At 61.9% G+C, this 12,171-nt stretch carries 8 protein-coding genes; 6 read left to right on the top strand and 2 right to left on the bottom strand.

Annotated elements, in window-relative coordinates; genetic code table 11:
• Positions 1 to 35: 35 nt before the first annotated feature.
• Positions 36 to 986 carry a 1-phosphofructokinase family hexose kinase gene (locus ACN19L_RS15375; protein ID WP_426490357.1) on the top strand — a complete coding sequence of 317 codons (951 nt, stop codon included), beginning with the start codon at positions 36 to 38 and terminating at the stop codon, positions 984 to 986.
• Positions 987 to 1,178: 192 nt separating this feature from the next.
• On the opposite strand, the gene ACN19L_RS15370 is transcribed toward ACN19L_RS15375, so the two are convergent.
• Entirely contained in the window at positions 1,179 to 1,553 is a 375-nt protein-coding gene (locus ACN19L_RS15370) for a hypothetical protein (protein WP_426490356.1), read from the bottom strand.
• A gap of 88 nt (positions 1,554 to 1,641) precedes the next feature.
• Here ACN19L_RS15370 and ACN19L_RS15365 point away from each other — a divergent pair, with 88 nt between their 5' ends.
• From ACN19L_RS15365 to clpB, 4 genes are all read left to right on the top strand, one after another.
• Positions 1,642 to 2,043, top strand: a complete 402-nt coding sequence (locus ACN19L_RS15365; protein WP_426490355.1) for an NUDIX hydrolase — start codon at positions 1,642 to 1,644, stop codon at positions 2,041 to 2,043.
• A 187-nt stretch (positions 2,044 to 2,230) separates the two neighbouring features.
• Positions 2,231 to 2,800 carry a hypothetical protein gene (locus tag ACN19L_RS15360; RefSeq protein ID WP_426490354.1) on the top strand — a complete coding sequence of 190 codons (570 nt, stop codon included), beginning with the start codon at positions 2,231 to 2,233 and terminating at the stop codon, positions 2,798 to 2,800.
• 45 nt (positions 2,801 to 2,845) lie between these two features.
• Entirely contained in the window at positions 2,846 to 3,292 is a 447-nt protein-coding gene (locus ACN19L_RS15355; protein WP_426490353.1) for a hypothetical protein, read from the top strand.
• A gap of 144 nt (positions 3,293 to 3,436) precedes the next feature.
• The gene (gene clpB / locus ACN19L_RS15350) at positions 3,437 to 6,049 is read left to right on the top strand and encodes an ATP-dependent chaperone ClpB (protein WP_426490352.1); all 2,613 of its coding nucleotides are present in this window, start codon (positions 3,437 to 3,439) and stop codon (positions 6,047 to 6,049) included.
• 59 nt (positions 6,050 to 6,108) lie between these two features.
• Here clpB and ACN19L_RS15345 read toward each other — a convergent pair whose 3' ends face one another.
• Positions 6,109 to 7,044: a hypothetical protein gene (locus ACN19L_RS15345; RefSeq protein ID WP_426490351.1), complete on the bottom strand. Its 936-nt coding sequence runs from the start codon at positions 7,042 to 7,044 to the stop codon at positions 6,109 to 6,111.
• Positions 7,045 to 7,386: 342 nt separating this feature from the next.
• On the opposite strand from ACN19L_RS15345, the gene ACN19L_RS15340 reads away from it, so the two are divergent.
• A complete protein-coding gene (locus ACN19L_RS15340; protein WP_426490350.1) occupies positions 7,387 to 12,153 on the top strand; it encodes a T9SS type A sorting domain-containing protein in 4,767 nt (1,588 codons plus the stop codon).
• Positions 12,154 to 12,171 lie beyond the last annotated feature (18 nt).

The following is a 12,171-nucleotide window of genomic DNA, read 5'->3' as shown; positions in this document are numbered from 1 at the left end:
ACGGTACTTCACCTGCTCGTTTTCTTCCTTCGCTTATGGCCCACATCGTCACGCTCACGCTCAGCCCTACCGTCGATAAAAGCACCACCGCCGACCACATCCAGCCCGACCAGAAAATCCGGTGCGCGGCGCCCAAGTTCGAGCCCGGCGGCGGGGGCATCAACGTAAGCCGGGCGCTGCAGCGGCTGGGCTCCGAGTCGGTGGCCGTGTTTCCGGCTGGCGGGCCCACGGGGCAGCGCCTGCAGGAGTTGCTGACCCAGGAGCAGCTGCCCTACCGCGCCGTACCCACCCAGGCCGACACCCGCGAGAACTTCATTGTGGTAGACAGCAGCACCAGCCAGCAGTACCGCTTCGGCATGCCCGGCACCGAGCTGCGCCCCGAAGAGCAGCAGCTGGTACTCGACGAGCTTAAGCAGCTGGCTACCGATGCCGAGTTTCTGGTGGTGAGTGGCAGCCTGCCGCCCGGCGTAGACCCGCAGTGGCTGACGCGGGTTGTGCGGGCCGCCAAAAACCGCGGCGTGAAGGTAGTGGCCGATACCTCGGGCCCGGCCCTGCAGGCGGTATTGCAGGAGGGCGTGTACCTGGCCAAGCCCAACGTGGGCGAGCTGAGCAAGCTGGCCGGCACCGATGAGCTCGACAACGACGCCATGACCCTGGCCGCCCGTCAGCTGGTACAGGCCGGCCAGGCCGACATCCTGGCCGTGTCGCTGGGGCCGCAGGGCGCCTGCCTCATCACCCGCGACCAGGTAGACCACGTGCCCGCCCCCGCCGTGAAAAAGCGCAGCACCGTGGGCGCCGGCGACAGTATGGTGGCCGGCTTGGTGCACGGCCTCAGCACCGGCCTGAGCCTGCCCGAAGTCATTCGCCTGGGTGTGGCCTGCGGCTCAGCCGCCACCATGAACCCCGGCACCGAGCTGTTCCGCAAACCCGACGTGGACCGCCTCTATCAGTGGCTGCGCCAGACGCTGCCCGCCCGGGCGGTGTAGGCTACGTAAACAGCAAGCCGCACTGTTCTGGTAGTTTTACGAATGGCAGGCCCAATGAACGGGTGTAGAGACGCGACACTTCGCGTCTCCTCGTTGCTGATGTTATTTTGACGGTTCAATGCCAGTCGATCTGGCGGGAGACGCGAAGTGCCGCGTCTCTACATGCTGGCCTGACCGTGCACGAATCCGCTGTTAGTCGCGCTTCAATCCCAACCGTTCCACGGTTTCACCTTCAAAATCGAACTCAATGAGAATGGCGGGCTCCTCTCCTATCACCCAGCCGTCGTGGCCGGGCGCAATGGCTACTACCTGGGGGGCGGTGAATTCCTCGCGGGCTCCGTCGGCGTACTCGATGCCCAGCCGGCCCGCGGCCAGGAACCCCACGTGGGCGTGCTGGCACAGTTGGCCGCCCACTACCGGCCGCATATCCTTCGACCACCGGAAGCCCGCCGGGTACACCACCCGCTTCACCCGGGAGTTGCCGGTGCGCACCACATCCACCTGCACGCCGCCTACTTCGCGGCGAGTGGCATCTTTCAACGGGCCGAGGAGGTCACTGGCAGGCATAGCGGTAGGGGTTGAAGGTGAGGAACTGACGGCTAGCTGAATATAGTGGCTTCCGCGTAGATTTCCGTTGCTTACCCTGCGCCACCTCATGCCCCTCATCGATAAAATTGCCTGGCTGCACCTGCACGACGGCCGCATCCTCAGCACCCGCAGCCGGGGCAAAGACCGGTATTACCTGCCCGGCGGCAAGCGTGAGCCGGGCGAAACCGACGCCGACACGCTGCTGCGCGAAATCCGGGAGGAGCTGACCGTGGTGCTGGACCCAGCCAGCCTGCAGCCGCGGGGCGTATTCACGGCCCCCGCCCACGGCCACGCCCCCGACGTGCTGGTGCATATGACGCTGTACGCCGCCACCTACACCGGCCAGCTGCAGCCCGCCGCCGAAATCGAGGAAATCGTGTGGCTCACTTACCGCCACCGCCCGAAGGTCTCGGCCGTCGATCAGCTTATTTTCGACTGGCTGCACGATAACGGGGAGTTAACGGAGTAGCCCGCTCTTCCCCTCGGCGTCGGGAACACCAACGGCGTCCTCTCCTGTGGGTCCTCACGCCTGATGAAACTAGCAAGTTATTTTTACTTTGAATTACAAAGTTCTTTTATACATTTGCAATACGTTTTTCACTTGTGCTCAGGGCATAGCGCCAACTGGTACTTCCACCACATTTCGCGTATTCACCATGTCACTCCTCAAACCCCTCTCGCTCGTTGCCGCAGTTACCGGGTTCCTGTTGCTCGTTCCGCTGGTAGCTATGCAGTTCACCGCCGAAGTCAACTGGACTCTCTCCGACTTTGTGTTTGCCGCCGTGGTGCTGTTTGGCGCAGGTGCCACCTTCGTGCTCATCGCCCGTGCAGCTACTAACAACACGTACCGATTGGCCGCCGGAGTTGCGGTACTGGCCGGGCTGATGTTGGTGTGGGCCAACGCAGCGGTGGGCTTGGTGGGTAGTGAGGATAATCCGGCAAATCTGCTCTTCGGCGCAGTGCTGCTGGTAGCTCTTGGCGGTGCTATTGCGGCTCGTTTTCGGCCGTTGGGTACCTCCAACGCCATGTTTGCGGCCTCCCTCACCTATCTGGTAGTTACGGCCCTGGCCCTGTTTGTATGGAAGCCAATGGGCGTGGCAGCGGAGCCCGCCGCCCCATTGCTGAACGTGGTGGTATTCAATGTAGTGTTTGCCAGCATCTGGGCAATGGCAGGCCTGTTGTTCCGTCGGGCAAATGGTTCGGCATCGGGTCGGCAGTTGGTGTAATATTTCGGTTGTCTGTATCATCCTAATAGTTCATCTCGCACTCCTATGAGTATAGCACCCTTTGTTATTGCCGGCCTTTTATTGCTTATGGCGGGCCTTTTGACGCTGCTGGTAGCCAGCCGGGGCCGTAGCGGCTCCTATAAGCTGGCTGCTGGCGTTGCCGCAGTGGCTGCCCTCCTGCTGGTGTGGGGCAACTTGGCCGTGGGCTTCATCGGCAGCGAGGACAACCCCGTTAACCTGCTCTACGGCGCGGTGCTGGTGGTAGGCTTCGTGGGGGCTGCAGTGGCCCGGCTGCAGCCGCTGGGCATGGCCCGCGCCATGTTCGCGGCGGCGCTTACGCAGTTTGCCGTGCCCTTTGTGGCCCTACTTATCAAGCAGCCTGAGCTGACGATGGGTGTGCTCTGGGTGATTGTGCTGAACACTCTCTTCGCTGGGCTGTGGGTACTGGCGGGGTGGCTGTTTCGACGGGCGGCTAATATGCTAGCAGATTAGCAAGTAGCCAAAAAGTCATTTTACTTATGCGATAAATTATAAAAATACGCCAAAAAGTCAGCAAAACGCCTCTCGCACCCCATTTGCTAAGTCGTCCGTAGAATCTTCCTATTCGAAGTTCTCACTCTACGACGAAAGCAACCCATGAACTTTAATAACTATACCATCAAGGCACAGGAGGCCGTGCAGAAGGCCACTGAAATTGCCGGGGGCAACCAGCAGCAGGCCATTGAAACCGGCCACCTGCTGGAAGGCCTCTTCCAGAGCGACGAGAACGTGCTGTCGTTTCTGGCCAAGAAGCTGGGCGTAAACCTGAACATCCTCACGCCCCGCCTCGACGACATCGTAGCCGCCTACCCCAAAGTGAGCGGGGGCTCGCCCTACCTCGCCAACGAGGCCGCCGCCGCCTTGCAGCGCGCCACGGGCTTCCTGAAGGAGTTCGACGACGAATATGTGTCGGTGGAGCACCTGCTGCTGGGGCTGCTGGGCGGCAAGGACGCCGTGGCTACCCTAATGAAGGATGCCGGCTTCAACGAAAAAGACCTGAAAGCCGCCATTAAGGAGCTGCGCGGGGGCCGCAAGGTGAACAGCCAGACCGCCGAGGACCAGTACCAGAGCCTGAACCGCTACGCCATCAACCTCAACGAGCGGGTGCGCTCGGGCAAGATGGACCCGGTTATCGGCCGCGACGAGGAAATCCGGCGGGTACTGCAGATTCTGAGCCGCCGCACCAAGAACAACCCGGTGCTGCTGGGCGAACCGGGCGTGGGCAAAACCGCCATTGCCGAGGGCCTGGCCCAGCGCATCGTGGCCGGCGACGTGCCCGAAAACCTCAAAGACAAAACCCTCATGAGTCTGGACCTGGGCCTGCTGGTGGCCGGGGCCAAGTACAAGGGCGAGTTTGAGGAACGCCTCAAGGCCGTTATCAAGGAAGTAACCGATTCGGATGGGCAGATTGTGTTGTTCATTGATGAGATACACACCCTGATTGGAGCCGGCGGCGGCGGCGAAGGCGCCATGGACGCCGCCAACCTGCTCAAGCCCGCCCTGGCGCGGGGCGAGCTGCACGCCATTGGGGCCACCACGCTCAAGGAATACCAGAAGTACATTGAGAAAGACAAGGCCCTGGAGCGCCGTTTCCAGGCCGTGGTGGTGGACGAGCCCACCGTGCCCGACGCCATCAGCATCCTGCGCGGCATCAAGGAAAAGTACGAGCTGCACCACGGCGTACGGATTACGGACGACGCTGTAATTGCCGCCGTGGAGCTGAGCAGCCGCTACATCACCGACCGGTTTCTGCCCGACAAGGCCATCGACCTGATGGACGAGGCGGCCGCCAAGCTGCGCATCGAGCTGAACTCCATGCCCGTGGAGCTGGACGAGGTGCAGCGCCGCATTATGCAGTTGGAAATTGAGCGCGAGGCCATCCGCCGGGAGGAAAACCACGACCGGGAAAACGTGCTCAACAAGGAAATTGCCGACCTCTCGGCCCAGCGCGACACGCTGAAAGCGCAGTGGGAAAACGAGAAATCGGCCCTCACCAGCGTGCAGACCGAGAAGGAAAATATTGAGCGCTACAAGCTGGAAGCCGAGCAGGCCGAACGCCAGGGCGACTACGGCCGCGTGGCCGAGCTGCGTTACGGCAAAATTCAGGAAGCTGAAAACAAGCTGAAGGAGCTGCAGGCCCAGGCCGAAGCCCAGAAGGACGGCGGTTCGATGCTGCAGGAAGTGGTAACCTCCGAGGACATTGCCGAGGTGGTAGCCAAGTGGACCGGCATTCCGGTAAGCAAAATGCTGCAGTCGGACCGGGACAAACTCTTGAACCTGGAGAACGAGCTGGGCCGCCGCGTAGCGGGCCAATCGGAGGCCATTGCGGCCATTTCGGATGCGGTGCGCCGTTCCCGGGCGGGCTTGCAGGACCCCAAGCGCCCCATCGGCTCGTTCATCTTCCTGGGTACTACCGGCGTGGGTAAAACCGAGCTGGCCAAGGCCTTGGCCGAGTACCTGTTCAACGATGAAAACGCCATGGTGCGCATCGATATGAGTGAGTTTCAGGAGCGCCACGCCGTGTCGCGCCTGATTGGGGCACCTCCCGGCTACGTGGGCTACGACGAAGGCGGGCAGCTGACCGAGGCCGTGCGCCGCAAGCCCTACTCGGTGGTACTGCTCGACGAAATCGAAAAAGCCCACCCCGACGTGTTCAACATCTTGCTGCAAGTGCTGGATGACGGCCGCCTCACCGACAACAAAGGCCGGGTGGCGAACTTCAAGAACACCATCATCATCATGACCTCCAACACCGGGGCCGACATCATCCAGAAGAACTTTAAGGAGCTGAATGAGTACAACCACGAGGAGGTACTTGACCGCACCCGCGAGGAAGTGGTGGACCGGCTGAAGCAGCACATGCGCCCCGAGTTCCTGAACCGCATCGACGAAATTGTGATGTTCCAGCCGCTCAAGCGCAAGGAAATCCGCAAGATTGTGGACATCCAGTTCCGCCAGATTCAGCAGCGGCTGGAGGAAGCCGGCATCCGCCTGGAAGCCACCGACGAGGTGCTCGACTACCTGGGCGAACAGGGCTTCGACCCCACTTTCGGGGCCCGGCCGCTGAAGCGCGTACTGCAGCGCCTGGTACTCAACGAGCTGAGTAAAGACATCCTCTCGGGCCGCGTGAGCAAGGACGCCGTGGTGGAAGCCGTGCTGGAAGACGGGCACATCCGCTTCAACAACGTGGAAATTCCGACGGTTGGGTAACCACTGCTGATTAACTAAAAAGCCCCGCTGGCACTGTGTCGGCGGGGCTTTTTTGCTGCTTACTTGTTGCGATTTTTGCGGGCTTCGCGGCGGAGCATGCGGGTACGCAGCTCCCGGCCCTGGTCGAAGTGCTTGGGCTTGAGTTGGGCGCGCCACTTGGCCGGAATGGGAGTGCCCGCCTGGGCTGCGGCTACCAGCTCGGCGTACTTGGCGTTGGAGTACGGCGCGTTGTGGATAAACATGTAGGCAACGCTGCCGATGGCCAGGCCCAGCCCGGCGGCCACGGCCCCGGCCGATGGCTTGTTTTCCTCGAACTGCCCCGTGTACACGTTGTACTGGCCGTCGGCCGCGCTACTGCCCGACAGCAGCCGGGCGGCTGGTAGCAAAGTCAGCGTAGGTAGCTGCCCCATCAGCCGTTTGCTCTGAAACAGGGCTGCCACGGCATCCAGTGAATCGGTGAGGGTATAGCCGGAGGTAGCTACCCCGGCAAAGGGAATACTGATATTGGTGGAAGCCGGGGCCGTGGAAGGCGCAACAGGCACTCCGGTTGCTACCAGCGGGTTATACTCGGCGGCCGAGCCGGGCAGCGGCTTGAAGTTGCCCTTGAGACGGCGGGTGATGTTGGGTGGCAGATGGCCGGTAGCGGCCAATTCGCGCATCACCCGCCGCTCCCGACTCCACCAGAACCCGATGCTTTTATTCAGGCCGAGGCCCACAAACGCGGTGCCCGCCACTACGCCCGGCGTCCAGATGCCGGCACTGGTAGATTGTTGAGCTGGCAGAATAGAGGCCGCCAGACTAGCGGCCCCCAGCCCCAGCCACGCCGCTGCCCCCCCACGCCGACTCTTAAACAACTCGTGCACGGCCCGAGCCGTATCGGCACGGGTCAGCGGAGCTTCTGCTTGTGCGCGGGACAGCGGCATGACGGTTTGCGCATGGCTGGCGCTGCTGCTCACCACAGCGGCGGCTGCCAGCAGCAGTACGTGTTTTTTCATATAATCAGCCTTATAGAATATGCCTGTAAAGCTACTGATCTGGCCTACACCAACATTTACATTATTAGGCGAATAAACAGAATATTTACGCTACCTTACTGCCTTACACTCAGATCCTACTTCCGCTATACAAATACGCAATAATCTGCTCCAGCTTCTTTATCTGTTCGCCTGCTGCGCGCCTTTTCAGCCACTTTTTAGCCGTATTCCACCGCCTGCGAAATTCCGTAGCCGGTCTGTTTTGTCCATTTTCCCACTCATACCCTTTTTTGCATGATTCCAACAGTACAGAATTTTCCAGCCAGACGAACGTCGGTTGGAACTCAATACAGATGGCTCCTTTTGCTGGCTGCTGGCTGTGGCCTGCTGGCGAGTCCGCTTGCCCAGGCTCAGCACCGGCCAGGTGCCACAGGTGGGCGCGTAACAACGGCCCCCCACAAGGTACAAGCCAGCATCAGCTCCACGGCTACGGGCGGCAACTGGAGTAGCCCCGCCACCTGGGCCGGCGGGGTAGTACCAACCAGCGCCGATGATGTCACGATTGTAGAAGGAGCAACCGTAACGGTTGACGTGGCTGCCAGCTGTGCCTCGCTTACCATCAACAGCACCGGCTCCCTGCTCACCTCCGCCTCTACGGCCTACCAGCTGCAGGTGGGTGGCAGCGTAACCAACAACGGTACGCTGGATCTGAGCGCCAGCACTAACGTAGGCTCCGACCTGCGCTTTACCGGAGCCGGCAACGCCAGCTTCGGGGGTTCGGGCGCTACTGATCTGCAGACCATGACCCTGGCCAAGGCCACCCGCGCCGACGTGGTGGAAATGACCCTGCCCACGCTGTCAGTAAAAGGCTCAGCCACCTCCGGCGACGGGTTTCTGGTTACCCGCACTACGGGTACGCCGGCTGCCGATGACATGACCGGCACGCTGAAGATTTCGGGCTCGGCCACCATCAGCAACAAGGTGTTTACCACGGCTGCCTATATTCTGCCGGCTACCGGGGGCTTCTGGCTCAACAACTCCAACTTTACAGTGGCCGGCCAACCGGGCACTGCCACCACGAACGGGCTGCTGCGCGTATCGGCCGGAACGTATGTGGTGGGTACTGGCAGCGGCAACTCGCTGGTGCTGGGCGCGGGCTCGGTGTACACGCAGGAGGGCGGCACGGTAACCACCAACGGCCGCCTGACCAACTACACCTCGGCCACCGCTTCCAACGGCACCACCACCTTTACCCTGAGCGGCGGCACCATCAACGTGGCCAATACGGCCAACGCCGGGGCGGCCCCCTCGTTCGGGATAAACGGTACCACCACTATTTCGGGCGGCGCCATTAACCTGGTGCAGCGCAGCACCAACAATACGCCCCTCGACTATCTGGTAGCTGGCACCTATAATTTTTCGGGCGGTACGCTGAACGTGGGCACCGCTGCCACAACTACCAACTTTGATTTCCGCCTGCGGGGTCTGGCTCCCAACGTGGTAATTGGCAGCAACCGCAGCGCCCTGCTCACGGCCCAGGTAACCACCTACGGCACCATCTCGGTAGCTGGCAATGCCACCCTCAACCTGAATGGCTTTACCCTGCAGCACCTAGGCAGCACCATCACCAACAACGGCACCCTTACGGGCACCACGGCCGGCAGCCTACTGAACTTCAACGGCAGCGTGGCCCAGCTGCTGGAGGGTACGGGCACCAACACCAGCCCCCTGGCTACCCTTACCATTGACAACAACGGCGGAGGCGTAACCCTGAATATGCCCCTGACGGTGAGCCGGCTGAACCTGATAACCGGCAACCTGCTGAATGCCGGCAACCTCACCGTGGGCAGCGGCGCCACCGTTGCCAACGTGATTCAGTTTGGCACTGCCGGCAGCACTACGGCCGCTGGCACGTTCGACGTGGCCCCCAAGTTCAACCTGGGCACGGGTACGCTGGAGCTGATTTACGCCGCCGAAACAACCGGCCGCACCACGGGCTTCGAAATTCCGACCACCCGCACCGTTGATTTCCTGACCCTGGCCAATCCCGGCGGCGTAACGCTGGCGGGCGGCAACCTCACTGTGCGTGGCGACGCTACCCGCTCGCTGACGCTCAGCAGCGGCGTACTGAGCACCTCCGCAGCAAATACGCTGGTGCTGGCAGAAACAGCGTTGGTACTGCCCGCTGGCTCGGCCACCAGCTACGTGCGCGGCCCGCTGGCTGTTACCGTGAACAGCACTACCCCCGTAAGCCGCACGTTTGCCATTGGTGATGGTCCGGGCTGGCGGCCGGCAGTGGTGAGTGATATTACCACTTCCGGGGCGCAGATTTTCACGGCCACCATTGTGAGTGGCGCTACGGGCGGTACAGGCACGGGCGGGGTTTCGTTCCTGAATCCCACGCGCTACGTGCGTTTGCAGAACACGGCGGCCCTGCCAGCTTCGGCTACGGTGCAGCTTAGCTACGGCGGCGACGATATTGTGGGTGGCTCGCAGACCTCGGTGGTAGCGCAGGCCGCCACGGCCAGCGGTGCGTACGCCAGCATCGGGGGTACGGCTGCTTCCTCACCTACTACCGGTATTAAATCAAGCCAACCACTCACGCCAGGCAACGACTTCTTTGTGCTGGCGAATACTGAAGGTGGTACGCTGACTTCTTCGGTAGCCAGTGTATGCAGCGGCACCAACTCGGGTACGCTCACACTTGCAGGCTATACGGGTACCATTACGGGGTATGAGGCTAACACCGGCAGCGGCTTCGTAGCCGTGCCCGGCACCAACACCGGCGCTACGTTGGCCTTCAGTAACCTGACTCAAACCACTACTTACCGGGCCGTGTTACGGACCTCGGATAACCGCATTGTGTACTCGTCGCCGGTCACGGTAACGGTGACGAATGGTCCGACGGCCACGCTGGCAGCGACTACGCCCACTACTTTCTGCGGCTCGGGTACACTTACGCTCAACGTCACGCCAGTAACGGGTGCTACTTACCAGTTCCTGCTTAACAACCAGCCCATCAGCGGTGCCACTTCGGCCACGTACACGGCTACTGTAACGGCCAGTGGCGCGTATTCCGTGGTGGTTACTACGGGTGCCTGCTCGGCTACTTCGGCCACGGTGCAAGTAACGGTGAATCCGGCCACTACGGCTACCTTCAGCTATGCCGGCAGTACGTTCTGCCAGAGCGGAACCAACCCCTCGCCCACCATTACGGGCACAACGGGCGGCACCTTCAGCAGCACTGCAGGTCTGGCAATTGATGCCACTACCGGCACCATCAACCTGGCGGCCAGCACGGCCGGCACCTATACCGTGACCTACGCGGTGAGCGGCACCTGCCCTTCATCAGCTACGGCCAGCGTAACCATCAGCAACGCCGTTACGGCGGGCTTCAGCTACGCCAGTGCCAGCTACTGCACCACGACCACCGGAACCGTAACACCCACCCTGGCTACCGGGGCTACCGCCGGCTCGTTCAGCAGCAGTACGGGCCTGACGCTTGATGCCACTACCGGGGCCATTACGCCCGGCACCTCTGCTCCGGGCACCTACACCGTGACTAACACCGTCGCCGCCTCGGGTGGGTGCGCGGCCGCAACGGCCACGACTACCGTTACCATTACGGCTCCGGCCACGGCGGGCTTCAGCTACGCCAGTGCCAGCTACTGCACCTCAACTGCGGGTACGGTAGCGGCCACGCTGGCTACCGGGGCCTCGGCAGGCACGTTCAGCTCTGCGGCGGGCCTCACGCTGGACGCTACCACCGGCACTATTACGCCCGGCACCTCTACCCCCGGCACCTACACTGTCACCAATACGGTAGCCGCATCAGGGACCTGCGCTGCAGTTACGGCGACGGCCACTGTTACAATTACTGCTCCGGCTACAGCTGGTTTCAGCTATGCCAATGCCAGTTACTGCACCGGAGCTACCGGTACGGTAACACCCACGCTGGCCGCGGGAGCTACGGCTGGTACGTTCAGCTCTACTACGGGCCTGACCATCAATGCTACCACCGGGGCCATTACGCCTGGCACCTCTGCTCCGGGCACGTACACCGTGACCAATACCGTTGCCGCTTCGGGTGGCTGCGCCGCCGTAACGGCTACGTTCCAGGTAACTATTACGGCCCCTGCTACAGCCAGCTTCAGCTACGCGGCAACTTCGTACTGCGTCAGCACTGCTGGCTCCGTAACCCCCACGCTGGCCAGCGGGGCCACGGCCGGCACATTCAGCAGCAGTACGGGCCTGACGTTGAACACTACGACGGGTGCCATTACGCCTAGCACTTCCACTCCCGGCACGTACACCGTGACCAACACCGTGGCGGCGACGGGTGGCTGCAGCGCGGTTACGGCTACGTTCCAGGTAACCATCACGGCAGCTCCGGCAGCTGGTTTCAGCTACGCCAATACCAGCTACTGCACCGGAGCTACCGGTACGGTAACACCCACGCTGGCCGCGGGAGCTACGGCTGGTACGTTCAGCTCTACTACGGGCCTGACCATCAATGCTACCACCGGGGCCATTACGCCTGGCACCTCTGCTCCGGGCACGTACACCGTGACCAATACCGTTGCCGCCTCGGGTGGCTGCGCCGCCGTAACGGCTACGTTCCAGGTAACCATCAACGCTACGCCGGCCCGCCCAACGGTGACGGTGCAGTACAATGGGCCGGTAACTACGCTTACCAGCAGTGCCACTACCGGCAACCAGTGGTACCTCAACAATACCCTGATTCCCGGCGCAACGGGCCAGACTTACGTGGTGAATACGGCAGCACAATACGGCACCTACACGGTAATAACTACCTCGGCAGCCGGTTGCGCTTCGGAGGCTTCATTGCCGCTGGTGATAACCTCCACTGTCAAGCCGCTGGCAGGTTCTTCACTCACTCTCTACCCCAACCCCACTATCGATGGGTTGCTGACGGTGAAGCTGGCCGGCTATAGCAAGGCCGTGGAGCTGATGGTGTACAACGTCATCGGGCAGCCGGTACGCGCGGTAACTGTGCCGGCCGGCCGCCCGGAGCAGGTTCTTGATTTGTCACAGCTTCCCTCTGGCGTGTATATGCTACGCGCCCGCACCGAAGGTGGCACCGATGTTCGTCGCATTGTGAAGGAATAACGCGCACCGGGCTCCATC

Source organism: Hymenobacter sp. 102 (genome assembly GCF_049949205.1).
Taxonomy (GTDB): Bacteria; Bacteroidota; Bacteroidia; order Cytophagales; family Hymenobacteraceae; genus Hymenobacter.
The sequence above is the reverse complement of the archived record's forward strand: the minus strand, read 5'-3'. Positions and strand labels throughout refer to the sequence as shown.

Bases quoted from the DNA above. Each gene is read 5' to 3' on its own strand.
- ACN19L_RS15355 (WP_426490353.1), top strand. From the start codon at position 2,846: ATGAGTATAGCACCCTTTGTTATTGCCGGCCTTTTATTGCTTATGGCG.
- clpB (WP_426490352.1), top strand. From the start codon at position 3,437: ATGAACTTTAATAACTATACCATCAAGGCACAGGAGGCCGTGCAGAAG.
- ACN19L_RS15360 (WP_426490354.1), top strand. From the start codon at position 2,231: ATGTCACTCCTCAAACCCCTCTCGCTCGTTGCCGCAGTTACCGGGTTC.
- ACN19L_RS15370 (WP_426490356.1), bottom strand. From the start codon at position 1,553: ATGCCTGCCAGTGACCTCCTCGGCCCGTTGAAAGATGCCACTCGCCGC.
- ACN19L_RS15365 (WP_426490355.1), top strand. From the start codon at position 1,642: ATGCCCCTCATCGATAAAATTGCCTGGCTGCACCTGCACGACGGCCGC.
- ACN19L_RS15375 (WP_426490357.1), top strand. From the start codon at position 36: ATGGCCCACATCGTCACGCTCACGCTCAGCCCTACCGTCGATAAAAGC.
- ACN19L_RS15345 (WP_426490351.1), bottom strand. From the start codon at position 7,044: ATGAAAAAACACGTACTGCTGCTGGCAGCCGCCGCTGTGGTGAGCAGC.